Source organism: Paenibacillus sp. OK076 (assembly GCF_900110055.1).
Lineage (GTDB): Bacteria > Bacillota > Bacilli > Paenibacillales > Paenibacillaceae > Paenibacillus.
In genome coordinates, this window is record NZ_FOCH01000001.1 from 1,615,264 (window position 1) to 1,639,681 (window position 24,418).

General features: G+C 46.2%; 23 protein-coding genes. All 23 read left to right on the forward strand.

Going from position 1 to position 24,418, the window contains the following annotated elements:
- The first annotated feature begins 50 nt into the window (after positions 1 to 50).
- Entirely contained in the window at positions 51 to 2,780 is a 2,730-nt protein-coding gene (locus BMY78_RS07355; protein ID WP_090896057.1) for an FtsK/SpoIIIE family DNA translocase, read from the forward strand.
- Positions 2,781 to 2,968: 188 nt separating this feature from the next.
- Positions 2,969 to 3,799, forward strand: coding sequence for a spore cortex-lytic enzyme (gene sleB, locus BMY78_RS07360; protein WP_090896062.1), 831 nt, complete (start codon positions 2,969 to 2,971; stop codon positions 3,797 to 3,799).
- A 126-nt stretch (positions 3,800 to 3,925) separates the two neighbouring features.
- Positions 3,926 to 5,206, forward strand: a complete 1,281-nt coding sequence (gene yfmF / locus BMY78_RS07365) for an EF-P 5-aminopentanol modification-associated protein YfmF (RefSeq protein ID WP_090896065.1) — start codon at positions 3,926 to 3,928, stop codon at positions 5,204 to 5,206.
- Between the two features lie 3 nt (positions 5,207 to 5,209).
- On the forward strand, positions 5,210 to 6,490 hold the full coding sequence (gene yfmH, locus BMY78_RS07370) for an EF-P 5-aminopentanol modification-associated protein YfmH (RefSeq protein ID WP_090896069.1): 1,281 nt from the start codon (positions 5,210 to 5,212) through the stop codon (positions 6,488 to 6,490).
- Position 6,491: 1 nt separating this feature from the next.
- The gene (gene ymfI, locus BMY78_RS07375; RefSeq protein WP_090896076.1) at positions 6,492 to 7,262 is read left to right on the forward strand and encodes an elongation factor P 5-aminopentanone reductase; all 771 of its coding nucleotides are present in this window, start codon (positions 6,492 to 6,494) and stop codon (positions 7,260 to 7,262) included.
- Between the two features lie 174 nt (positions 7,263 to 7,436).
- Complete coding sequence (locus BMY78_RS07380; RefSeq protein ID WP_063566361.1) at positions 7,437 to 7,700, forward strand: DUF3243 domain-containing protein; 264 nt, start codon at positions 7,437 to 7,439, stop codon at positions 7,698 to 7,700.
- A gap of 197 nt (positions 7,701 to 7,897) precedes the next feature.
- Positions 7,898 to 8,665: a DUF3388 domain-containing protein gene (locus BMY78_RS07385; protein WP_024630282.1), complete on the forward strand. Its 768-nt coding sequence runs from the start codon at positions 7,898 to 7,900 to the stop codon at positions 8,663 to 8,665.
- Positions 8,666 to 8,731: 66 nt separating this feature from the next.
- Entirely contained in the window at positions 8,732 to 9,772 is a 1,041-nt protein-coding gene (locus tag BMY78_RS07390; RefSeq protein WP_090896079.1) for a helix-turn-helix domain-containing protein, read from the forward strand.
- A 67-nt stretch (positions 9,773 to 9,839) separates the two neighbouring features.
- Positions 9,840 to 10,010 carry a hypothetical protein gene (locus BMY78_RS32755; protein WP_157258470.1) on the forward strand — a complete coding sequence of 57 codons (171 nt, stop codon included), beginning with the start codon at positions 9,840 to 9,842 and terminating at the stop codon, positions 10,008 to 10,010.
- A gap of 152 nt (positions 10,011 to 10,162) precedes the next feature.
- Positions 10,163 to 10,654 carry a YajQ family cyclic di-GMP-binding protein gene (locus tag BMY78_RS07395; protein ID WP_017689115.1) on the forward strand — a complete coding sequence of 164 codons (492 nt, stop codon included), beginning with the start codon at positions 10,163 to 10,165 and terminating at the stop codon, positions 10,652 to 10,654.
- Positions 10,655 to 10,977: 323 nt separating this feature from the next.
- Positions 10,978 to 11,565: a CDP-diacylglycerol--glycerol-3-phosphate 3-phosphatidyltransferase gene (gene pgsA, locus BMY78_RS07400; protein ID WP_063566359.1), complete on the forward strand. Its 588-nt coding sequence runs from the start codon at positions 10,978 to 10,980 to the stop codon at positions 11,563 to 11,565.
- Between the two features lie 107 nt (positions 11,566 to 11,672).
- The gene (locus BMY78_RS07405) at positions 11,673 to 12,929 is read left to right on the forward strand and encodes a competence/damage-inducible protein A (RefSeq protein WP_090896082.1); all 1,257 of its coding nucleotides are present in this window, start codon (positions 11,673 to 11,675) and stop codon (positions 12,927 to 12,929) included.
- Positions 12,930 to 13,168: 239 nt separating this feature from the next.
- Positions 13,169 to 14,233 (forward strand): recombinase RecA, encoded by a 1,065-nt coding sequence (recA, locus tag BMY78_RS07410; protein WP_090896085.1) that lies wholly within the window; start codon positions 13,169 to 13,171, stop codon positions 14,231 to 14,233.
- A gap of 226 nt (positions 14,234 to 14,459) precedes the next feature.
- Positions 14,460 to 15,197 (forward strand): regulatory protein RecX, encoded by a 738-nt coding sequence (locus BMY78_RS07415; protein ID WP_090902150.1) that lies wholly within the window; start codon positions 14,460 to 14,462, stop codon positions 15,195 to 15,197.
- A 310-nt stretch (positions 15,198 to 15,507) separates the two neighbouring features.
- A complete protein-coding gene (gene rny, locus BMY78_RS07420) occupies positions 15,508 to 17,046 on the forward strand; it encodes a ribonuclease Y (RefSeq protein WP_024630288.1) in 1,539 nt (512 codons plus the stop codon).
- 163 nt (positions 17,047 to 17,209) lie between these two features.
- The gene (locus BMY78_RS07425; RefSeq protein ID WP_090896088.1) at positions 17,210 to 18,004 is read left to right on the forward strand and encodes a TIGR00282 family metallophosphoesterase; all 795 of its coding nucleotides are present in this window, start codon (positions 17,210 to 17,212) and stop codon (positions 18,002 to 18,004) included.
- A gap of 117 nt (positions 18,005 to 18,121) precedes the next feature.
- A complete protein-coding gene (locus tag BMY78_RS07430; protein ID WP_019005392.1) occupies positions 18,122 to 18,382 on the forward strand; it encodes a stage V sporulation protein S in 261 nt (86 codons plus the stop codon).
- A 93-nt stretch (positions 18,383 to 18,475) separates the two neighbouring features.
- Positions 18,476 to 19,462, forward strand: a complete 987-nt coding sequence (locus tag BMY78_RS07435) for a dipeptidase (RefSeq protein ID WP_090896091.1) — start codon at positions 18,476 to 18,478, stop codon at positions 19,460 to 19,462.
- 213 nt (positions 19,463 to 19,675) lie between these two features.
- On the forward strand, positions 19,676 to 20,248 hold the full coding sequence (gene pduL / locus BMY78_RS07440) for a phosphate propanoyltransferase (RefSeq protein WP_090896095.1): 573 nt from the start codon (positions 19,676 to 19,678) through the stop codon (positions 20,246 to 20,248).
- Positions 20,249 to 20,556: 308 nt separating this feature from the next.
- Entirely contained in the window at positions 20,557 to 22,113 is a 1,557-nt protein-coding gene (gene miaB, locus BMY78_RS07445; RefSeq protein WP_076289547.1) for a tRNA (N6-isopentenyl adenosine(37)-C2)-methylthiotransferase MiaB, read from the forward strand.
- Between the two features lie 252 nt (positions 22,114 to 22,365).
- Positions 22,366 to 22,830, forward strand: coding sequence for a YlbF/YmcA family competence regulator (locus tag BMY78_RS07450; protein ID WP_371129151.1), 465 nt, complete (start codon positions 22,366 to 22,368; stop codon positions 22,828 to 22,830).
- A gap of 248 nt (positions 22,831 to 23,078) precedes the next feature.
- Positions 23,079 to 23,504: a PaaI family thioesterase gene (locus tag BMY78_RS07455; RefSeq protein WP_090896101.1), complete on the forward strand. Its 426-nt coding sequence runs from the start codon at positions 23,079 to 23,081 to the stop codon at positions 23,502 to 23,504.
- A gap of 58 nt (positions 23,505 to 23,562) precedes the next feature.
- Positions 23,563 to 24,366, forward strand: a complete 804-nt coding sequence (locus BMY78_RS07460; protein ID WP_062326181.1) for an NUDIX hydrolase — start codon at positions 23,563 to 23,565, stop codon at positions 24,364 to 24,366.
- Positions 24,367 to 24,418: the final 52 nt, after the last annotated feature.

Here is a 24,418-nt window from a genome sequence, read left to right on the forward strand (position 1 = left end):
GTACGGATTATATTTGTATGGTATAATATTCTTCTGGGGGTGACCTGATTTTGGCCAGAAGAAAAAAGAGGAAAAAAAAGGCCGCAGCGTTTAGTGGCGTTTTAAAATATGAAATTTACGGCATTGTGCTTATTACCCTTGCCGTCATTGCTTTGTCGGGTGAAGCAACCGTAGGACGCTCGCTTTCCAAGATGTTTGGATTAATGCTTGGCAAGTTCTATTTTGCGATTCCGCTTATCGAGATTTATTATGGCTTAATGGTGATGATTCATCGAAAATGGCCTAGTGGTTGGACAACGCGCAAGACAGGGCTTGTATTACTGGTGTTTGCCTTAACCCTGATGAGTACCGTCTCTGCCATGCACCAGAAGCTTATTCCGGTTGGAGCCCTTGAGCCTGGTGCTGTACTTACACAGATACATAATGATATGCAAACCGAGCTGCTCACGCCTGCTGCGCCAGGCGAACGGGATTCAATGCTCAATAAGGACATTAGCGGCGGTTATATTGGAGCGGCGCAATTTGCCTTGTTCTTGTGGTTGTTTGGCAGCTTGGGGGCACGATTGATTATGATCGTGATGTTCATTATCAGCTTCATGCTGGTTACCAATCTTTCTTATGTCGATTTGATTCGCATTTTCAGAACCAAAATATGGGATGCAGGAAGTGCGATGTACAAAAAGCTGGAGGCTAGACCGTCAGCACGAGCCGTTTCAATTTCTGCGGGCAAGAAAAACGGGAATGTCCGCAAAGTGGTTCCTGTTCCAGTGAACGATGAGGAAGATGATGACAATGATCTGCAGGATCAGCAGCTACCGAAACGAAAAGCCCCGATATTTTTCCAACTCTTTGGAAAATGGGGTTCTGATCGGACGAAGAATGAGCGTGGTTTGGACGAGGATAATTCTTTAGACACGGAACATGTTGTCTACCGAGCTGAGCAGGAACCTCCAGCAGATTCATGGCATGACGAGCCAATCATCGCATCCGATGTAATGGCTTCCGCAGCAGTTCCAGTGCAATCAAGACCTAATTCGGCTCCAATCATCCGTGACTTCTTTGAACATGTCAGATCCGAGGATGCGAGTAAAGATGATGATCTGGATGATGCGTATCCTTTCCCAGATGATCTAACGGATAATATGCAGACAGATGAGCTTCCAATCAAGATTTCAGATGAACTTGTGGATAACATGGAGTGGCCTGGAGCGGCAGATGCCGGAACAGATGGGATGGATGCTGTTGAGGGTAGTTCAGACGTTGCATCTACGTTGAGCAATGCGGCTCAAGGATTGGATGCTTCGGATACGGAGGGGCAGGAAGTGCAGCCTGTTAAGCCGCCTCCACCACCTCCCAAGCCATATAAACTTCCATCGTTCAGGCTTCTTTCGAAGCCCAACAACGGAGGTAAGGGCGGCGACCAGAAGGACTATATGCAGACTGCACGCAAGCTGGAAGCAACGCTGGAAAGCTTCGGTGTTCGCGCCAAAGTACTTGAAGTCGTCAGAGGGCCTGCTGTTACACGATATGAGATCCAACCGGATATTGGTGTGAAGGTGAGCAGAATTGTAAGTCTGACAGATGATATTGCATTAGCCCTGGCGGCAAAGGATATCCGGATGGAAGCGCCAATTCCCGGCAAATCCGCTATCGGTATTGAGGTACCGAATGGAGAGGTATCGGTTGTAACGATGCGGGAGGTCATGGAGACAGCTACATTCCAGGAAGCCGAATCCAAAGTGACCATTGCATTTGGACGGGATATCTCTGGGCAGACGATTATCGGTAATCTGGCTCGTATGCCCCATTTGCTGGTGGCTGGTGCAACAGGTTCAGGTAAATCAGTATGTATCAATGGTATTATTACCAGCATCCTGTACAAAGCGAAGCCGGATGAAGTGAAGTTTCTAATGGTAGATCCCAAAATGGTCGAGCTGAACGTATATAATGGTATTCCGCATCTGATGGCACCGGTCGTAACTGATCCTAAGAGGGCTTCACTTGCTCTCAAAAAGATCGTTGTTGAGATGGAGAAAAGGTATGAGCTGTTCTCCAAATCGGGTACACGTAACGTTGAAGGCTATAATAATCTGATGAAAGACAACCCAGCGGCGGTTTTGCCTTATATTGTTGTTATCGTGGACGAGCTGGCTGACCTCATGATGGTTGCCGCGGGTGACGTGGAAGATGCGATTGCCCGATTGGCTCAGATGGCGCGTGCAGCCGGTATCCATCTGATCATTGCCACACAGCGCCCTTCTGTGGATGTCATCACTGGTGTAATCAAAGCCAACATCCCTTCCCGGATTGCCTTCGGTGTATCCTCTCAAGTGGATTCCCGAACCATTCTGGATATGGGCGGGGCCGAGAAGCTATTGGGTCGGGGAGATATGCTGTTCATGCCTATGGGAGCTTCGAAGCCGGTTCGTGTACAAGGTGCTTTCATGAGTGATGAGGAAGTTGAAAATATCGTGAATTACGTGCGTGGTCAGGGTGAAGCGCAGTATGACGAATCCCTTGTGCCTGAGGTGGATGATTCCGTTCAGGCAGCAGATGAAGTACAGGATGAGTTATATGAACAGGCGGTGCAGATTATTTTGGAGGCGAAGCAAGCCTCGGTTTCTCTGCTTCAACGCCGAATGCGAGTTGGTTATACCCGTGCAGCACGTTTGATTGACTCCATGGAAGCCCGAGGTGTGATCGGTCCTTACGAGGGTAGCAAACCACGGGAAGTACTCATCTCACTGGAGCAGTATCAACAGAATAAAATTAGCTCGTAATACACTGGCACGTGCAAATGATTAAAGCCCTCAACCTTATTGGTTGAGGGTTTTTTGCATGTCATTTGACTGAAGATTTGCCATGATGTCCAATGATCGGAGGATTTGGTGCATAGGAACGAAGTATGGTTGTCATAATAACCTTAGCGATTCTGTTAATCCCACAAGAGAAAGGTAGAGCACAGTCGATGCGAAAAATGAACATATGGCTTTTCACTGCTATTTTGCTGATGTCCGCATTGGGAATTCGTTATTTGCTTCCTGGGAATACAGCAACCGATAGTCCAAACCCAAGTTCCCCGCAGGTCGAAGAAAAGTCCTTACCCACCTTTAGCACCAATGCTGTGAAATATGGAAGTTATGGTCAGGATGTATACGAGCTTCAAGGCCGGCTGAAGTATTTGGGATTTTACAATGGTAAAATTGACAGCAATTTTGGCAGCAGTACACTGAAATCGGTCAAATGGTTTCAATCTGAATTTGGCATGAAGGTAGACGGTGTGGTCGGAGCCAAAACGAAGCTGAAGCTGTATAATGCTTCAAAACAATGGTCGCCAACAGAAACACCGCTGCACAAGGATCAAACTTCAGGAGATAGTGGCAACAATAACAATACTGCGGATAAAGAGCAGGACAATATGGGCTCAGCCAATTCCATGGGGTTGTCGGAGAACGAAATCAAAATTATGGCTAACGCTGTATATGGTGAATCTCGCGGAGAGCCGTTTGAAGGTCAAGTGGCAGTAGCCGCAGTTATCCTAAATCGCGTTAAATCGCCGAGTTTCCCGAACACCCCATCTGGAGTAATTTTCCAGCCGGGTGCGTTCACCGCCGTTGCAGACGGCCAGATTTATCTGGAACCGAATGCACAAGCTAAAAAGGCAGTTGAACAGGCGATAAATGGTTGGGACCCATCCGGTGGATGCCTCTATTATTTTAATCCGAAGACAGCTACATCCAAATGGATCTGGACACGTCCTCAGGTAAAAACAATCGGGCAGCATATATTCTGTATGTGATGATCTTGGAAGCAACCAGAAGGCGTGACTTCGGTTGCTTCTTGCCTTTTGAATGGGTTAAAATGGTTGTTACGTTTAAGCTTCACTTATTGCACGATAAATGACGCCGTAAAGGGGTTTTGACATTTGAATACATCAGGATTTGAACGAGGAAACCGGAAAGAATTCCGCATACATGTTCTTCCTACGAAACGTTTTAAGACATTTGCAATCTCACTTTACGCAGGGGTTCCCCTGCAGGAAGATACGGTAACCAAAGTAGCCTTAACACCTTTTGTGCTTCGGCGCGGGACCGAATCCTATCCGGAAACTACGCAATTTCGAGAACAGTTGGAACATTTGTATGGAGCGGGTTTTGGCTTTGATGTCTATAAACGTGGCGATTACCAGATTGTACAGTTCCGTATGGATACCATTAATGATTCCTTTGTTGGCGGGGACGAGCAGCTGTTGGATCGTTCTTTTGCTTTTCTCGGGGAGGTGCTCACACGCCCTGCACAGGAGGATGGACATTTTCGGACCTCTTATGTACAAGCTGAGCGGGAGACTGTTCGCAAAATGCTGGAGTCCATCGTCAATGACAAAATGCGTTATGCTGCGGAACGTAGTATTGAGGAGATGTGTAAAAACGAGCCGTATCGTTTGCACCCGCTTGGTGAGCGCAAGGATTTGCCCGGCATTGATCCAGATACATTGACAGCTTCGTACCAGGAATGGTTGCAGCAGGCCAGTATGGACTTGTATGTGGTGGGAGACACCACGCTGGAAGAGGTAGAGAATCTGGTGCAGCGTTATTTCAATGTTGAACGTACGATCTCTTCCGACTATCACACACAGAAAGCTATTCGTGGAGATAAAGAAGTGGAAACCGTTGTAGAACGGCTTAATGTGAATCAAGGTAAGCTCAATATGGGACTTCGCACGTCAATTACTTATGGTGACCCGCAGTATGCAGCAGCATTGATGTATAACGGCATTCTCGGAGGATATCCGCATTCCAAACTGTTCGTTAATGTTCGTGAAAAAGAAAGCCTGGCGTACTATGCCTCTTCCCGTTATGACGGACATAAGGGTATTGCAACGATTCAATCCGGGATTGAAATCCCCAATTATGAAAAAGCCGTCAGGATTATCAAGCAGCAGCTGGATGAAATGAAGAATGGAAATATCACTGACCTGGAGATGTCTCAGACCAAGGCGATGATCCGTAATCTGCTCAAGGAAATGCAGGATTCTGCATTTGAGCTGATTGCTTATGATTTCAATCGACAGTTATCCGGCAAAGAGCGGACCGCCGAGGAACTGCTGACCCAGGTAGAGCAGATCAGCAAAGAAAATGTTCGTGAGGCGGCAGAGAAATTCCGTCTGGATACGATTTATTTCTTGCGTGATGAGAAGGGGGAATAGTCGGTGGAGAGCATAACATACGATCGTTTGCAGGAAACGCTGTATTACGAAGTGATGGATAACGGGCTGCATGTTTATATTTTGCCTAAACCGGGTTTCCAGAAAACATATGCCACGTTTGCTACCAAATACGGTTCGGTCGACAATCATTTTAAGGTTGAAGGACAGGAGGAAGTGAAGGTTCCGGACGGAATTGCTCATTTTCTGGAACACAAAATGTTTGAAGAACCAACAGGTGATATTTTTGCCACATTTGCTTCTCATGGTGCTTCTGCCAATGCCTTTACCAGTTTTGACCAGACGGTTTATTTGTTTTCGGCGACGGAACATGTCAATGAAAATATACAAACATTAGTTGATTTTGTGCAAAATCCTTACTTCACCGATCAGAATGTAGAAAAGGAAAAAGGGATCATCGCACAGGAAATTAATATGTATGCGGATAATCCGGATTGGCGTGTTTATTTTGGCCTGATCGAGGCGATGTATCAGAAACATCCTGTGCATATTGATATCGCCGGAACCGTTGAATCCATTGGCACCATAACCAAAGAAACGTTGTACACGTGCTACAACTCTTTTTATCATCCAAGCAATATGCTTCTGTTTGTTGTGGGTGGAGTAGATCCGCAGGAAGTGATCGATATGGTTCGTTCGAACCAGGCGAAGAAAAATTACAAGCCTCAAGGGCAAATTGAGCGAATATTTGAACCGGAACCTAAGCAAGTGGGAGAAGCCAGACGTGAATCCAAATTGGCCGTTTCCCTGCCCAAATGTTTGTTTGGTTTTAAGGAAACCGATGTGGGACTCACTGGAGAAGACCTGCTGCGCCGGGATATGACAACCAAACTAATGATGGATCTATTGTTTGGTTCCAGTACTCCGCTATTTCAAAAATTGTATGATGAAGACCTGATTTCGGACAGCTTTGGGCATGAATATAACAGTTCGACGCAATATGCTTTTTCGGCTATTGGCGGGGACACCAAAGACCCGGATCAACTGCTTGCCCGCATCCGTGAAGAAGTCGATGCTATTGTGGAAAAAGGATTTGATGCAACCGACTTTGAGCGCGCACGCAAAAAGAAAATAGGTGGATATTTGCGCATGCTCAATTCACCAGAAAACATTGCAAATGAATTTACGCGGCAGCAATTCCGTGGTGGTGATTTTTTCAACATGCTCCCGTTGTATGAATCGCTTACACTGGAAGAGGTAAACCGCAGATTGAAAGAGCATATTCGTTGGGATCAACTGTCGATATCGCTTGTCGTGAGTCCTTAATATGGAGAGGGGAACAGGACAATTGAAGCCAATTGGAGAAATGACGGTACTTGTAACAGGCGCGAGCGGAGGCATTGGAGCAGCTATCGCAGAGCGTTTTGCCAAGGTGGGCATGAATGTAGTGATTCACTATATGAAATCGCATGAAGCAGCTAATGAAGCGGCGAGAAGGTGCATGGAACAGGGCAGTGGTAAAGTCATGACGGTGTCTGCCGATCTTCGCAGCCGGGAACAAATTGAACGTATGCGCGAAAAGCTGGAATCACACGGGCTGATGCCGGATATTCTGGTGAATAATGCAGGGATATCTCATTATGGAATGCTGTCCGATGTTACGGAAGAAATCTGGGATGAAGTGATGGCAATTAACCTGAAAGGCACGTTCTTGTGTACACAGGAAATGATGCCTCACATGATCTCCCAAAGATACGGTCGAATCATAAATGTGTCATCTATCTGGGGATTGTCGGGTGCCTCTTGTGAGGTGTTGTATTCTACTACCAAAGGCGGTGTAAATGCATTCACCAAAGCTCTTGCCAAAGAATTGGCTCCATCTGGCGTAACGGTGAATGCTGTAGCTCCGGGTGCGGTTCAAACATCCATGCTGAACCATCTGGATCAGGATGAACTAAAAATGCTGGAAGAGGAAATTCCGGCAGGAAGATTTGCCCAACCAGATGAAATCTCATCACTGGTCTACTTCCTTGCCCTTCCCGAGTCTGGCTACATTAATGGGCAGATTATAAGTCCAAATGGTGGCTGGCTCACGTAATATATGGGGTGTGAATTTAATTTTGTTTTCACTTCGAGGTAGTATCCTGATGGAAATGTATGATTCGAAGATGATCTTCGATTAATTCCAAAAAGCTCGTATATAAAATGTCCGGGAAGCACATATTACAACTGTTGATTTTAAATCTCATGCGTCAGCTAAGGAGGATTTATCATGTCAACAGAAAAAACGGTGCTCACGAGTTTCGACACTTGGAAGAAGTTTTTGGGTGACCGAGTACAGCAAGCAGAGAAGATGGGGATGAATGAAGAAACCATCAACAAACTTGCGTATGAAATCGGCGACTTCCTGGATGAGAAAGTAGATCCGGCGAACCCTTCCAACCGGGCATTGAAAGAACTATGGGAAGTCGGCGACGAGGATGAACGTCGTACGATTGCGTGCCTGATGGTCAAATTGGCCAAACAAAACGCATAAGATTAACGATGGAAAGCTCCCGCAAGGGGGCTTTTCTCTAATGATTACACATTGATTACAGACCTGTTCTTGTAATTCATTTTCATTTTATATATCATTAACGTGACCCATTTTTAGAAGATATCTCAGATTGTCGTCCAATGGACGCGTTCTGTTACTGTCGAATAATGTGGAATAATGCTTTACGGGGTGTTTAAATGGAATCTAAACAATGGTATATGGAGTATAAAATACATAAGAACAGACCTGGCCTTTTAGGGGATATCGCCTCTATGCTGGGGATGCTTGAAGTAAATATATTGACCATCAACGGTGTTGAAGGCAAAACCCGGGGGATGCTGCTGGAATCGGATGATGACGAGAAGATTCGTCTGCTGGGTGAAATGCTTGGCAAAGTGAACAGCATAACTGTGTCTGCTTTGCGTCAACCGAAACTGGTCGATATTTTGGCTGTACGGCATGGTCGCTATATTGATCGTGATTCGGATGATCGCAAGACATTTCGTTTTACGCGGGACGAACTTGGGTTACTTGTGGACTTTTTGGGTGAAGTATTTAAGAGGGAAGGCAATCAAGTCATTGGTTTGCGTGGAATGCCGCGTGTAGGCAAAACGGAATCCATTATTGCAGGCAGCGTATGTGCAATGAAGCGCTGGACGTTTGTTTCCTCCACACTTCTTCGTCAAACCATAAGAAGCCAGATGTCCGAGGACGAATTGAATCCAAACAATGTGTTTATCATTGACGGAATTGTCAGTACGATTCGTTCAAGCGAACGTCATTATAATCTGTTACAGGACATCATGACGATGCCAAGCACCAAGGTTATTGAACATCCGGATATTTTTGTGCAGGAGTCGGAATATGATTTTAATGATTTTGACATTATTATTGAACTGCGCAACAATCCGAATGAAGAAATTATTTATGATACGTTTACGGCCAGCTACACCGACGAACTGTAACGCTCCGTACGGGATCATGAAATAGATAAGCAACAACCATAGAGATAAACATAAGGAGGAGATGGCATGTCTGAACTGGGTCAGCAGTTAAGAGAGGCCCGGCTGCAAAAAGGGATGAGTCTTGACGATGTACAGGAAATGACTAAAATTCGCAAGAGGTATTTGGAGGCAATAGAGGCAGGAGACTACAAAGTGCTGCCTGGCAGCTTCTATGTGCGTGCATTTATCAAAACCTATGCGGAAACGGTGGGACTAAATCCTGATGAGCTGCTGGAGGGACATAAGAAAGATGTACCTGCAGAAGAAACGGAAGCAACCATGGAGCCGGTTATTCAAAAGCGTTCAAACCGCCCGGTAGAGCGCAGTAACCGCTGGATGTCTGTTGCGCTGATGTGGACTTTTCCGGTATTAATTCTTGTGCTGTTGTACGTGTATGTAGTGATGAACAAGGATGATTCGGATACACAAGGGCTGGATCAGACCAAGATCACAGACAGCCAGCAGCTGCCTCAAGATAAACCGGATGAGCCTACAGATAATGGTCAAGCTTCTAATCCGCCAGCTAATGAATCAGGTAGCGGAGAAACGAATGAAGGCGAGGCTGGCGGTAACGGCGGCGGAACGGCAGAGGGACAGACTGACGGACAAACGGATGGCCAAACGACGGGCGAAAATGAAGAGAACCCAACAGAAAGTCCCCCAGCTTCTGTAACTGTGGCTGAAGACGGAAAATCAGGCAATATCACGAACTTTAAAGTGAACGGCAGCGCAGGGCAGCCTGTGACGGTTACGATTAAAGCAACGGGGCATAGCTGGCTGGAAGTATACAAGGGCGAGAACTCTAGTGGAGAGAAGTTGGAGTACGGCAACACCGCTGATGGAGACAGTTATACTTTTGAATTGGACAGTGCAGGAATGTACATTAAGTCCGGTTACGCTGCAGCGACCACAATTGAGGTTGCAGGGCAGGTTGTGACAGACGGGAAAGCGACAAACCGCATTCGGTTAAGGCTTGGTGAGGATACATCCTCAATAGGTAACGATAGCACTACGTCGAATGAAACAGGAAGCACTACCGAAGGAAGCACCAACACTAGCGGCGAATAACCAAAGTTTCTACAGGAGACACTAACCATGTCTTAACTTGCAGTTAACTTTTGGTGAAGTGAGGTGGATGGCTGTGACAGTCAGCTGGATCGTAACAGGTTTGGGGATCATTGTCAGCCTCCTGGGTTATTACTTGACTCCAACTGCCTGGGGTTACGGAATTTTGGGCTTTGGACTTGCACATGTGCTTCTGGGTGTGCTTGACATGTTCAGACAGCCTAATCGCAGCCGTTATTAGAAGGGCGCCGTACGGCGAGCATTTTTGGCAACCATTTCAAGTGGCAGCCAAAAATGCTTTTTTATTTTGAAAAACCTCATAAAATTAGACTTTTGCTTGGCGTATCCTCTATAATGTTACAGAACATATGATTAACTGAAAGGGTGACTGGTTTGAGTTCAGAAAATTCATTTGATATCGTGTCCAAAATGGACTTGCAGGAATTGACAAATGCCGTTACACAAACGGAAAAGGAAATTGGCACGCGTTATGACTTCAAGGGCAGCAAGAGCAGTCTGAAACTGGATAAGGATGCGTTAACGATCGTATCTGATGATGAGACCAAACTCAAGGCTGTCATCGATGTACTTCAATCCAAAATGGCTAAGCGGGGTTTACCTTTAAAAAACATTGATTATGCAAAAGTAGAGCCTGCTTCGTCAGGTACAGTCAGACAGCGTTTGAATTTCAAGCAGGGGATTGATCAGGATATCGCTAAAAAAATCAATATTTTGATTCGTGACTCCAAGATGAAAGTGAAGAGTCAGATTCAGGGAGATCAACTCCGGGTAACAGGTAAAAGTAAGAATGATTTGCAAGCAGTTATGCAGCTGTTGAACGGTGCCAATCTGCCTCTGGACCTGCAATATACAAATTTCAAATAATATCTCCTTTTTGTAGCTAGACGTGTTTTTTGACACTGCAATTGGCGTATATTATACTAAGTGTGCATTGCTAGCAGATAAGCATCAAAGCCCAGTCATCATCGTTTGCTGACTTTGTGAAAAGCAGTACATCTTCTGGAAGTCACCGGAACGTTTAAAACGGTTTTGCGTTTGAACGGTTGACTTTATTTTTTGCGTTTTTACATAGTGAGAGCACTTTTAGTGCTGATTGACAGTGAAACTGTAAATTTCATGTTCCGGATGATGAATACGGGATTAAGATGAATGTTTGGAGTAATGGAGGATAAGAGGGAGGGCGTCTTGTGAATTTACCCAACCGGATTACGCTTGCACGAATTTGCTTAATCCCTTTTTTGATGGTGTTCCTGCTCGTAGATTTTCCGTTCTATCCAGAACCGTTGCAATTGGGAAGCTTATCGCTTCCGTATAATCAATTGATTGCTGCTGTCATTTTTATCATTGCAGCAAGCACGGATGGAATTGACGGCTATCTGGCTCGGAAAAATAATATGGTCACCAACCTGGGGAAATTGCTTGATCCGCTGGCTGACAAATTGTTGGTTACCGCGGTGCTGATTTCACTTGTGGAAATGGGTAAGTTGGATTCCTGGATTGCTGTGGTCATTATTAGTCGTGAGTTCGCTGTTACCGGCTTGCGTCAGATTGCATTATTGGATGGTTCGGTTGTTGCAGCAAGTGCCTGGGGCAAACTGAAGACCGTCGTGCAAATTGTAGCGATTGTGCTGCTGTTGTTGAATAATTTCCCGTTCTCATTCACGGGTATTCACATGGACGTTATTGCTGTTTGGGCTGCAGCGATTATTACGATTTGGTCAGGCATTGATTACTTTATCAAAAACAAAAATTTGCTTCATTTATCGAAAGCTTAACGTTTGAGGTTAAATGGATAAGCATGAAGAAATCATTGGTACGAAGGGCAATAGGAAATCATCCTATTGCCCTTTGATCACTCACCACATGTACAGGAGGATGCTGAATGAAGGCAGAAATCATTGCAGTTGGCACAGAATTGTTGCTTGGACAAATTGTAAACACCAATGCCCGATATCTATCCCGTGAATTGGCTGCGATCGGGATTGATGTATATTTCCAAACGGTGGTTGGTGATAATCTAAATCGACTTAGTGACGCCATTCGCATTGCTCAGGGTCGTGCAGACGTCATTTTATTTTCCGGGGGCATCGGTCCTACACAAGATGACTTGACCAAGGATGCGATCGCGGCGGTCTTGAACCGCAAACTGCATATAGATCGATTGGCTATGGACAAAATTGAGAGCTTCTTCCGAGATCGCAATGTGGACATGACCGAAAACAATCGTCGTCAGGCGATCGTTATCGAAGGTGGAACACCGCTGGCGAACGAAACAGGTCTTGCCGCAGGAAATGCGATTTCCGACAATGGTAAGCATTATGTAGTGATGCCTGGACCGCCGAAAGAGCTGATTCCTATGTTTGAACAGGAAGTTAAGCCTTGGCTGTTCCAGCATGTACTGACAGAAGAAATGCCGATCTACTCAAAAATGCTGAAGTTTGCAGGCATCGGCGAATCGGCATTGGAAGACCGACTCCTAGATCTGATTGATACACAGACAGATCCTACCATTGCTCCTTATGCAAGTGAGGGAGAAGTTACGGTACGTGTATCTACAAAGGCTCCAAGTGAGAGTGAGGCAAAGCTGAAGCTGGATGCAATGGAAGTTCAGATTCGGGAACGATTGCCAGAGCATCTCTACGCGAACGAGGATGTGCCTATAGAGTACACAATTGTTACTATGATGTCTGATATGGGTCTGACCCTTAGCGCGGCTGAGAGCTGCACAGGAGGGCTGGTCATGCAGAGTCTGACATCAGTTCCTGGCAGTGCGTCGATGCTTAAGGGCGGAATTGTATGTTACTCCAATGAAATTAAGGAAAAGCTGCTCCATGTGCCGCATTCCTATCTGGAAGGTGAAGATGCACCGGGCGCAGTGAGTCCGGAAGTGGCTAAAGTGCTCGCAGAGCAGATTCGCATGATTGGGGATGCGGACTTCGGTCTGTCGGTTACAGGTGTTGCGGGTCCGGGTTACTCCGAACGCAAACCGCCAGGACTTGTCTTCATCGCTCTGGCAGAGCGTGGTAAAGAGACAGAAATTCATGAACTGCGCATTAATGGTAATCGGGAGACGGTTCGGATCCGTTCAGCGAAAGCGATTCTTTATCGTTTGTGGCGCAAGCTTGTGGAGATGGACTAGTTCACAGCTCGGATTGCATTTACCAAGGCAAGCAAGTATAATAAAGGAAGACGGAAGAACCGTAAAATCAGGCTTTACAGCCTTGTTTACGGTTCTTTTTTCTGTTTAATGGAAAGTTTCCTTGAGGAAGAGGCGCCTCGGCCTTCACAAAAAAAACGAATGTATGTTCGAAAAAAAGCTTGGCAAACGTGTTAAAACAAGGTATCATTATATTATAAACAGTAAAGGGTGTGAGCTTATTGTCAGACCGTCGTGCCGCGCTTGATATGGCGCTCCGTCAAATAGAGAAGCAATTTGGTAAAGGATCCATCATGAAACTGGGTGAGTCTACTCACATGCAAGTGGAAATAATCCCCAGCGGTTCCTTGGCTCTGGATATTGCATTAGGAACAGGCGGCTTGCCTAAAGGCCGTATTGTTGAAATATATGGACCAGAATCCTCCGGTAAAACAACGGTAGCGTTGCATGCGATTGCTGAAGTACAACGGGTGGGTGGACAAGCTGCATTTATCGATGCAGAGCATGCTCTTGACCCGCAATACGCAAGCAAACTGGGTGTTAACATTGATGAGTTGCTTCTGTCCCAGCCAGATACGGGTGAGCAAGGGCTTGAAATCGCAGAAGCGCTTGTACGTAGTGGCGCTGTCGATATTGTCGTTATTGACTCAGTTGCTGCATTGGTACCAAAAGCGGAAATTGAAGGCGAAATGGGGGATTCCCATGTCGGTTTGCAAGCACGTCTGATGTCTCAGGCGCTGCGTAAACTGTCTGGTGCAATCAGCAAATCCAAAACCATCGCAATCTTTATCAACCAGCTTCGTGAAAAAGTCGGTGTTATGTTTGGTAACCCGGAGACAACACCTGGTGGTCGTGCCCTGAAATTCTATTCTACAGTACGTCTGGATGTACGTCGTATTGAGAGTATCAAGTCAGGCAATGACATCACGGGTAACCGTACCCGTATCAAAGTTGTGAAAAATAAAGTGGCACCACCGTTTAAACAAGCGGAAGTGGACATTATGTACGGTGAAGGTATTTCGAGAGAAGGCAGTATCATTGACATTGGTACAGAGCTGGACATCGTTAACAAAAGTGGTGCGTGGTATTCTTACGAAGGTGAGCGTTTAGGTCAAGGACGTGAGAACGCGAAGCAGTTCATGAAAGAGCATGCAGATATTGCTCAAGTAATTGAACAAAAAATTCGTGAAGCCAGCAACCTGACTACTGCAGTTCCTGCACCTACGACTGAAGATCAACAAAAAGAAGCGGCAGAAGAGCAAGAATTATTTGAAATTAACGAGTAATCCTCTGGATTCCGTACTTATCTGATTGAGCTTGGCTCGATCTAGCTAAGAAGGGTCCAGTGTGTGCTCGCGCTGTCCAACAGCCTCTGTCCGAATGGGCAGGGGCTGTTGGTATGATTACTATTAGTGAGAGGCCGGACATTGTTTCCGGCCTTTTGTATTAGTATCTGATATTTCTTTTGAAATACGTTAAACGTATGAGGTTTAGATGGAAGGGGAGACCGAAATGGATCAACATGAAGATGATTTATATGAAGAAGCCGAGGTGGAGGGAATCTCCCAATTCCCGGATAACGAAGAGCTTACCATTACACGGGTTGAACGAACAAAAAGCAGGGAAGCTCGTTATCGAATTACCTTTGGTTTATATTCAATTACGGTGCTTGAAGATGTAATGATTAAATATCGGATGACCCGGGGGAATACGTTTCTGAAAAAGGACTTGGAAGATATCATCGTAGCTGACGAACGACAGCGGACGTATGTACAGTCTTTGCGATATTTGGAGCATAAACCCCGCACACGCCACGAATTAAGTCAGAAGCTTCGTCAAAAAGAGTTTGCTGCACCGTTGATTGAAGAGGCCCTGGATCGGCTTGAGCGGGAGAATTTGGTCGATGACGAACTGTTTGCGAAGGAATGGACTCGTCAGCGTATGGAGGGACAGCGGAAGGGAAAACTGTGGATAAGGCAAGAGCTGCGTCAAAAGGGCATTGCCAATGAGCTGATTGCTGAAGCGCTTGAAGGTGTAAGTACAGATGCGGAATTTGAGACGGCTCTAACCGCCGGACGCAAAAAATGGAATCAGGTCAAAGGAGACATCCAGGAGAAGAAACGTAAAACGCTTCCCTTCCTGATGCGGCGAGGTTTTTCCATGGATATGGTGCGTCGGGTCGTGAATGGTTTAATTGAAGAAGACGAGGCTAATGACCCCGAAGATGACGAATCGTTGTTATGGGATTAGCAGACTGGACTCACTATACTGCATTCTCTTGACAATTTCTTTCGTCAAATACTAAAATGGACATGAGTCTGTAAGAAATGGACAACCCTTTTTCCTTCCAAAAAAGCGGTTTCTGTTTTTTAAGATTTATACCATTTATGATTATGGGTTCGTCGGAGACGGCGGATAGTGCGTGGAGACATGTACACTTGAAATGAAAATCGGCGGGGGATCGCCGTGAGTATTCGTTATTCCCAAAAATATGTTAGGTTTGAAAACTGCAAATTGACCCAAGGAATGCCTTGGAGGAACCAACGAGGAGGTGAACAGTATGATTGCAATCACGATCGTTCTCGTTGTTGCCGCGCTATTCATTGGGTTCGGAGTAGGATACTTTATTCGCAAATCTCTTGCAGAAGCTAAGATCTCCAGTGCGGAACAAGCTGCCGTACAAATCGTGGAGAGCGCGAAGAAAGAGGCAGAAGCACTGAAGAAAGAAACGGTGCTGGAAGCGAAGGATGAAATTCATCGCATTCGCGCCGAAGCTGAAAAAGACACTCGTGAACGTCGGAACGAAATTCAACGACAAGAAAGACGATTGTTGCAAAAAGAAGAGTCGCTGGATAAAAAGTTGGAATCACTCGAACGTAAAGAAGAGCAAGTGGCTAACAAAGAGAAACGAATTGATGAGACACAGCAGCAGATCGAAATGATCTACAAAAACCAGGTGACGGAGCTGGAGCGCATATCCAACCTCACTATGGAAGACGCACGCAGTATCATACTGTCCAACGTAGAACAGGAAGTACGTCATGAGACTGCTCAAATGATCAAGGACATTGAACAGCAAGCGAAGGAAGAAGCGGACAAAAAGTCCCGCGAGATTATTACACTCGCCATCCAACGCTGTGCGGCTGATCACGTGGCGGAGACAACGGTATCCGTTGTTACTTTGCCAAATGAAGAAATGAAAGGCCGGATTATCGGTCGTGAAGGACGTAACATCCGTGCGCTTGAAACCCTTACAGGGATTGACCTCATTATCGATGATACGCCAGAAGCTGTTATTCTGTCGGGCTTTGACCCGATTCGCCGTGAAATCGCCCGTACTGCCCTCGAAAAATTGGTGGCTGATGGACGTATTCACCCGGCACGGATTGAAGAGATGGTGGAGAAATCCCGCAAAGAAGTGGATGAGCGTATCCGTGAATACGGTGAGCAAGCTACCTTTGAAGTGGGCGTGCATGGTCTGCATCCGGACTTGATTAAAATTTTGGGCCGGTTGAAGTTCCGTACAAGCTATGGTCAAAACGTTTTGAAACATTCGATGGAAGTCGCTTATCTAGCTGGATTGATGGCTGGCGAACTCGGAGAAGACGTAACCCTAGCAAGACGTGCAGGTCTATTGCATGACATTGGTAAAGCGCTGGATCACGAAGTGGAAGGATCACACGTCGAAATCGGCGTGGAACTAGCGAAGAAATACAAAGAACATCCGGTTGTAATCAACAGTATCGCGTCCCATCACGGGGATTGCGAAGCGACTTCGGTTATTGCGATGTTGGTTGGCGCAGCAGATGCGCTCTCCGCAGCAAGACCGGGCGCACGCCGCGAAACGCTGGAAACGTATATCAAACGACTGGAGAAGCTGGAAGAGATTTCGGAATCGTTCGAAGGTGTCGAGAAATCGTATGCCATTCAGGCAGGACGCGAAGTTCGCGTTATGGTACAGCCTGAGAAAATCGACGATGCTGAAGCCTTCCGCCTCGCGCGTGACATCACGAAGATGATCGAGAACGAACTCGATTATCCGGGTCACATCAAGGTCACCGTCATCCGGGAAACCCGTGCGGTTGAATACGCAAAATAGAGCATTACGGAAAAGTGGCCGCAGTAGTGGGCCACTTTTCCTGTTGATAGCCAGTTAAAAGGCATTTTTATAATAAAATTGATGAGCAAGAGATAGAGGTCCTGCGAAGTTTCGGATGCTTAGAAGAAGGCTGCGCTTGGTAGGGATTTAAGGAGGCAGTAAAATGAAAGTTTTGTTTATTGGTGATATTGTGGGGAATGTAGGGCGTAAGGCGCTGAAGGAAAACCTCCCCTACCTCAAAACGAAGTATAAGCCACATGTAGTCATTGTAAATGGGGAGAATGCAGCGGCAGGCCGGGGAATCACCGGGGCAATTGCGAATGAATTCTTTAACTGGGGTGTGCATGGCATCACCCTTGGTAACCATACTTGGGACAATAAGGACATATTTGATTTTATAGATGATGAGCCACGTATGATTCGTCCTGCGAACTTTCCTCCAGGAACACCAGGACGTGGATACACGGTAGTCAAAGGTGAAGGTAAGGAGCTGGCGATTATCAATCTGCAAGGCCGGACGTTCCTACCTGCTCTAGATTGCCCATTCCGCGTTGCCGATGAAATTGTGGATGAACTCCGTCAGGACCACAAATGCATTTTGGTCGATATGCATGCTGAAGCCACATCTGAGAAAATTGCCATGGGCTGGCATCTGGATGGACGTGCATCGCTGGTCGTAGGTACACATACACATGTGCAGAGCAATGATGATCGTATTTTGCCAGGAGGAACAGCTTATTTAACCGATGCGGGCATGGTAGGGCCGCGTGACGGCATATTGGGCATGGAGCGTGAAGCCGTGCTTCGCAAGTTCTACACCCAGCTTCCGGTACGATTTGTTGTTGATGATGGCAAATGGCATTTCCACGGTGTATTTGTGGAGATTGATGAAGCCACAGGTGCTGCAACACGTATTGAAAAAATTCGTCTGATGGAAGACGAGTGGCGCATGGAATAGGGGTATTGTCCCATTTTGCAGGGAAACCCGACTAAAAAGAAGGAATTTTTTTGCCTCCCGCGAATAACATCTAGTAAGTGGAAACAAACATTCAACATTCCCAGGGAGGTACTTACCATGGAAGTATTAAAAGTTTCAGCAAAGTCCAATCCCAATTCCGTAGCCGGCGCTCTTGCAGGTGTTCTTCGTGAACGTGGAAATGCTGAACTGCAGGCAATTGGAGCGGGAGCACTGAACCAAGCCATTAAAGCGGTAGCGATAGCCCGGGGATTTGTAGCACCAAGCGGAGTTGACTTGATTTGTATTCCAGCTTTTACAGACATTGTGATCGACGGCGAGGACCGAACGGCCATTAAGCTGATTGTGGAGCCCAGATAATACATGCACTTATGCATTGAACCTGTTTACGAAGTAGACAGGTTTTTTTGCGTTTTTTTTCCATAACCTAACCGTGTAGAAGGAGAGATTGTGATGCACAACTGGCGGGTAGCCGATTTTCATTGTGATGCTTTGAGTAAAATGTTGATGAATCCTAGCCTTTCATTTGAAAATGCTTCACAGCTGGATGTGAACCTGGAACGCATGAGGGAAGGTAACATTGGTTTACAGGCCTTTGCAATCTATTTGCCCGAAGTGCTTGGCAGAGGCAAGTTTGAACATGTGATGGGGCAGTTGGACATCTACCGTAAACGTGTGGAGATAACCGAAGAACGATCTAAAGGTACACATACATTGTTATGGCGGGAACAGCTTACGCAGATCGGGCAGACGGACAGACCATGGGGACTGCTTACACTTGAGGGTGTCGATGGACTGGAGGGCAATCTCTTTTATATGGAGTTATGTTATCAAATGGGTGTGCGGATTGTTGGGCTTACCTGGAACTATGCCAATTGGGCAGCTGATGGTGTATTGGAGAAACGTGGGGCTGGACTAACGGAGAAGGGCAGGGAGCTGGTTCACCTGTGTAACCAAATCGGCATGCTGCTGGATGTATCACATCTGACTGAGAAAGGCTTCTGGGAACTTGCTGACCTTAGTGAACGGCCTTTTATCGCATCGCATTCCAACAGTTATGCCATCTGTCCGCATGTGCGTAATCTGAAGGATGATCAGATTCGAGCTATTATTGCCCGGGAAGGGAGGATCGGACTGACGTTTGTGCCGTGGTTTGTGAAGCAGGAAGGCGAAGTATGTATTGAAGATCTGTTGCCTCATATTGAGCGGATATGTTCCCTGGGTGGGGAGCACCATCTGATGATGGGGTCTGATTTTGACGGAATTACTACGTATATCCATGACTTTGAACATACGGGGCAGTATCCAAAACTGATGAATACGCTGCTCAAGCACTACGACGAATCACTGGTTCGCGGTTGGATGTGGGGCAATGCCATGAGTTATTTAGAAGAGAATTTGCCGAAGAAAAATTTGAAGATCGAATATGGTGAATCATGACACCGTTGGTCCCCGGAAGAAAACGAGCTGAAAGCAAACGTCGTACATGTTCAGACCGATTTACCAAATGTAGGGGATTAATGATTGCAAAATAAGTGTATTTCATGAATTTTCAGCAGTTCGTTTTCATTTCACTTCAAAAAGGGGTATAATACCATAGGATTGTTAAGAGCCTGGCTACAGGCCATAGATAAACAAGGAGTGAAATTCACAATGAGCAAAACAGTATCTGTGGGCGTATCTGCCCGTCACATTCATGTATCTCAAGAGCACGTTGAAATTTTGTTTGGTAAAGGCTATGAATTGACTGAGTTTAAACCTCTGTCCCAACCAGGACAATATGCTGCTAACGAAACAGTAGCGGTTATTGGTTCGAAAGGACAGTTTGATAAAGTGCGTATTCTTGGACCAGTTCGTCCGGAAACACAATTGGAAATCTCGATGACAGACTCTTTCGCTATTGGTGTTAAGGCACCTGTGCGTGAATCCGGAAGCATCGAAGGTACTCCAGGTATCACAATTAAAGGACCTGCTGGCGAAGTTACAATCGATAAAGGTGTTATCGTTGCTGCTCGTCACATCCACTTCCATACTTCTGATGCTGTTAAATGGGGTATCGAGGACAAACAATTGCTGAAAGTTCGTCTGGGTGGAGATCGTGGTCTGGTGCTGGAAAATGTACTGGCTCGTGTATCGGATTCCTTTGCACTGGACATGCATATTGATACGGATGAAGCTAATGCAGCTGGCGCTCGTAACGGCGATACTGCTGAAATCATCGACTAATTAAATGGAACCTTCTTCAGCCGTTATGTTGACGGTTTGAATGCACGTATAAACCTGAGTATATTTACAGCGTCGATACATTCGACCTGAGGATTACTCAGGTTTTTGTGTGTTTTCGGGGTGTTCAGCTGACCTGCACAGATTTCGGGATAGGCGAAGGGGCAGCGTCTTTCGATGTGGAACTAGAGCCCAATTCATGTTATAATTTGCTGTAATGCTCTTTTGATGTATAAAGCGTGCAAATCACGTGAAACAAGATGAAATAACGATTTTTTATTAATAGAGGCTGTAAGGAGTGACCGAAGGAAATGGCTAAAGACTCAAAAAAGGATTACTCCCAATATTTTGATTTCTCCGATGCCAAAGTAATTTCGCAAGATGAATTCAGCAAAAAGATAAGAATCCGGGGCCGGGAGATTAACATCAAGTCGGAACCCAATCATCGTCAGGAGAAACAACGGGGCAAGGAAGACGTCCAGGTGCTTTACGAAACGGCCGTACCCGATGAACTGAAAAACGTAGGGAAAGGCAAACACTATATCGTATATACGTATGGATGCCAGATGAACGAGCATGATTCCGAGACGATCAAAGGATTGCTTGAATCAATGGGGTATCAGGCTACCGAGGACCGCAAAGAGGCAGATATCATTCTGTTAAACACCTGTGCGATTCGGGAAAATGCGGAAGATAAAGTGTTCGGTGAGCTAGGCCATCTGAAAACCCTGAAAACCGAACGTCCAGGCTTGTTGCTGGGTGTGTGTGGTTGTATGTCGCAGGAAGAAGGCGTCGTGAACCGGATTATGCAGAAGCATGGCTTTGTGGATATGATTTTTGGTACACACAATGTGCATCGGCTGCCACATCTGATTCAGGAAGCACTGTTCAGTAAAGAAATGGTTGTTGAGGTATGGTCCAAGGAAGGCGATATCATCGAGAACCTGCCGAAAAAACGTGAGGGCATGCGCGGCTGGGTGAACATTATGTATGGTTGCGACAAGTTCTGTACATATTGCATCGTCCCGTTCACACGGGGAAAAGAGCGCAGTCGACGTCCGGAAGATGTCATTGCCGAAGTTCGCGAACTGGCAAGACAAGGCTTCAAGGAAATCACGCTGCTCGGCCAGAATGTCAATGCTTATGGCAAGGACTTTACGGATCTGAAGTACAGCTTCGGTGACCTGATGGATGATATTCGCAAAATCGATATTCCACGGGTTCGGTTTACAACCAGTCATCCACGTGACTTCGATGATCATCTGATTGAGGTGCTTGCGAAGGGCGGGAACCTGGTGGAGCACATCCATCTGCCTGTGCAGTCCGGCAGCACGGAAGTGCTGAAACGTATGAGCCGTAAGTACAGTCGGGAACACTACCTGAAGCTTGCTGACAAAATTAAAACTGCAATTCCAGATGTCGTGTTAACCACTGATATTATCGTTGGTTTCCCGGGGGAAACGGAAGAGCAGTTCGAAGATACGCTGTCACTGGTTAAGGAAGTTGGCTACGACTTTGCCTATACATTTATCTACTCTCCGCGCGAAGGCACACCTGCTGCGGTTATGGAGGATAACGTGCCGATGGACGTGAAGAAGGAACGTTTGAAACGCTTAAACGAGACGATCAACGCATACAGCCATAGCAGCAATGAGAAGCAGCGCGGCAAGGTTGTTGAAGTGCTTGTTGAAGGTGAGAGCAAGCGGAATTCCAATGTTCTGGCTGGACGTACACGCAGCAACAAGCTGGTGCACTTTGAAGGACCTAAAGAATTGATCGGTACTTTTGTACATGTGGAAATCACCGATCCAATGACTTTCTATATTCGGGGTAATCTGCTCACAGAGCCAGTAGCCGCCAATCAGTAATACACAAACCTAATAAGATGAAATTCTTTTTGCACTTGGCGGGTTACGGCCTAGCGTAGCGAAGGTGACGGAATCGATTCTGTAGAAGCGAAGCGTTCGCCTTTGTCTCCAAATTTTAACCACGGACCATTACAATCAGAAAAATTTGGAGACAACAGCGATCGAAAGAACGATCCGTAACCGTAGCGGTCACTCGAGCAGTCACTAAGCTTAGTGCAACATCGAGTAGTTCATCTTATATCATCTCATAGAATGGAGCGATTTCGAGTGGCGCAGGAAGAAGTGCAGTACAACCGTTATGGAATGCCTACCTACGATACGCGCAATCTGGTCATACGCGACGACATTATGGGAAAAGCCAAAGAATTGGCTGATATGCTTGGAACGAGTGAGGAAGTCAAACAGTTCCAACAGGCTGAGTCCAAAATTCGTGATCATGAACGCATCCAGCAATTAATTGCAACGATCAAGAAGAAACAAAAGGAAATCGTTGCTTTTGAAAGCTTCAAAAATGCAGACATGGTCCGCAAAATTGAACAGGAAATTGAGGACCTACAGGAAGAGTTGGACGGCATTCCACTCGTTACGGAATTCCAGCAAAGCCAAAGCGATATCAATTATTTGCTTCAGCTTGTTATTTCTGTAATTCGAGATACCGTCTCCGAGAAAGTGAACGTGGAGGCAGGTACGGATTCACCTCCGACCAGCTGCGGGTAATTGAACGGAAGGGTGCGGACGCAGTCCGCGCCTTTTTTGATCATCTCAGACTCCACGTGGTGGGGTTATTTTGTGTGGTGGCCTGATCAAGACAACTTCACTGGATAAGACCTGTTCCGTAGGAGCAGGCTTAATATAATGACGAAGCACTTTAGATCAACTATGAAAAGAACCAATGCTGGGAAATCATCATCAACAACATACATCATGGGCTTTATACTTAAAGTGCAATAAAGGGGAATTCAATAATGGGTATTTTGGACAAAATGGTTGAAGAAGGAAACGGAAGATTTTGGGGCTTTCTCGGTTGTCGGTTTATTAAAGGGGACGGAAAAGAAGTTCAGATCGCGCTAACAGCGGGCGAACACCACACCAACTCCATGGGAATAATTCATGGTGGTGTGCTGACATCCCTGATGGATCAGGCGATGGGCATGGTAGCTACTGCCGCAATGGCAGTAGACAGTTGTGTGACGACCAATCTGAATGTGCATTTCTTGGCACCCATGAAACTAGGGGAATTAATCGTGACATCAACGATCCTGCATCAAGCGGGGCGTAGTGTGACGGCACAATCTGAGGTCCGTGATGCATCAGGAACGCTGGGATGTATGGCAACGGCGACATTCCGTATAGCGCGAGTAAAAACGCAAAACACGGAATCCCAAGGTTGACAAAAGATATTATTATGTCATAATGAAAATATCAAAATGAGAATAGTCGGTGGTGCCCATGAGCGAAAACTACGAACAATTCAATGCTGAAAGCGATGAACAGGCAGCACGTGCCTATAGTTCCAAGAAATATCGTACACCCGATGGTGTTCCCGCGGATATCGTCATGTTCACCTTGACCAAGCGGGAGCGTAAGACAGTAACCAAGACACTCCCCATCCGGGAGTTGAAGGTCATGCTGATCAAGCGCAAAGGATGGCCTTTTGCGGGAAGATGGGCGTTGCCCGGTGGATTTTGTCAAGAAAATGAATCCATCTATGGTGCTGCAAAGCGCGAGTTGATGGAAGAGACAGGTGTGGACGGCGGACATCTGGAGTATTTGAATGTATATAGTCAGCCCGGGCGTGACCCCAGAGGATGGATTATCTCCCATGCGTTTTTTGCACTGGTAGAGGAATGGATGCTGGAACACCGTCAGGCGGCGGATGATGCTGAGGATGTTGGGTTGTTTACGATTCAGGAAGCTTTGCAGGAGCTCGAGCTCGCCTTTGATCACCGCACGATTATAGAAGATGCATACCGGCGTATTCAGCAGCAAATGCTGGAAACGACGATTGCACGACAGTTCCTGCCTCGTGATTTTACACTAAGCGAGTTATACCAAGTGATTCAGAGTGTTGTACCTGACTTTGAGGAACCGAATTTCATTCGGAAGATCACTTCAACACGCAGTCGCAAAGGCATTGTGGAAGAGGTTCGGGATGAGGAGGGCAACCTGCTAAGCTCCAATCAATATTCACAGCGTCCGGCGCAGTTATACCGTTTTACCGAGCTTGTACCTCGCCTTTCCATCTATACTTAATTCGCAAGCGAATCATGATGGATTGAATCAGGATCAACCTATTCTCAAAAAG

Excerpts from the sequence above, each read along its gene's own strand:
- BMY78_RS07430 (WP_019005392.1), top strand. The coding sequence starts at position 18,122 with ATGGAAGTATTAAAAGTTTCAGCAAAGTCCAATCCCAATTCCGTAGCC.
- BMY78_RS07390 (WP_090896079.1), top strand. The coding sequence starts at position 8,732 with ATGTCTGAACTGGGTCAGCAGTTAAGAGAGGCCCGGCTGCAAAAAGGG.
- BMY78_RS07385 (WP_024630282.1), top strand. The coding sequence starts at position 7,898 with ATGGAATCTAAACAATGGTATATGGAGTATAAAATACATAAGAACAGA.
- BMY78_RS07460 (WP_062326181.1), top strand. The coding sequence starts at position 23,563 with ATGAGCGAAAACTACGAACAATTCAATGCTGAAAGCGATGAACAGGCA.
- pduL (WP_090896095.1), top strand. The coding sequence starts at position 19,676 with ATGAGCAAAACAGTATCTGTGGGCGTATCTGCCCGTCACATTCATGTA.
- miaB (WP_076289547.1), top strand. The coding sequence starts at position 20,557 with ATGGCTAAAGACTCAAAAAAGGATTACTCCCAATATTTTGATTTCTCC.
- BMY78_RS07380 (WP_063566361.1), top strand. The coding sequence starts at position 7,437 with ATGTCAACAGAAAAAACGGTGCTCACGAGTTTCGACACTTGGAAGAAG.
- BMY78_RS07435 (WP_090896091.1), top strand. The coding sequence starts at position 18,476 with ATGCACAACTGGCGGGTAGCCGATTTTCATTGTGATGCTTTGAGTAAA.
- BMY78_RS07450 (WP_371129151.1), top strand. The coding sequence starts at position 22,366 with ATGGAGCGATTTCGAGTGGCGCAGGAAGAAGTGCAGTACAACCGTTAT.
- BMY78_RS07425 (WP_090896088.1), top strand. The coding sequence starts at position 17,210 with ATGAAAGTTTTGTTTATTGGTGATATTGTGGGGAATGTAGGGCGTAAG.
- BMY78_RS07415 (WP_090902150.1), top strand. The coding sequence starts at position 14,460 with ATGGATCAACATGAAGATGATTTATATGAAGAAGCCGAGGTGGAGGGA.
- ymfI (WP_090896076.1), top strand. The coding sequence starts at position 6,492 with ATGGAGAGGGGAACAGGACAATTGAAGCCAATTGGAGAAATGACGGTA.
- sleB (WP_090896062.1), top strand. The coding sequence starts at position 2,969 with ATGCGAAAAATGAACATATGGCTTTTCACTGCTATTTTGCTGATGTCC.
- BMY78_RS07405 (WP_090896082.1), top strand. The coding sequence starts at position 11,673 with ATGAAGGCAGAAATCATTGCAGTTGGCACAGAATTGTTGCTTGGACAA.
- BMY78_RS32755 (WP_157258470.1), top strand. The coding sequence starts at position 9,840 with ATGGCTGTGACAGTCAGCTGGATCGTAACAGGTTTGGGGATCATTGTC.
- BMY78_RS07455 (WP_090896101.1), top strand. The coding sequence starts at position 23,079 with ATGGGTATTTTGGACAAAATGGTTGAAGAAGGAAACGGAAGATTTTGG.
- rny (WP_024630288.1), top strand. The coding sequence starts at position 15,508 with ATGATTGCAATCACGATCGTTCTCGTTGTTGCCGCGCTATTCATTGGG.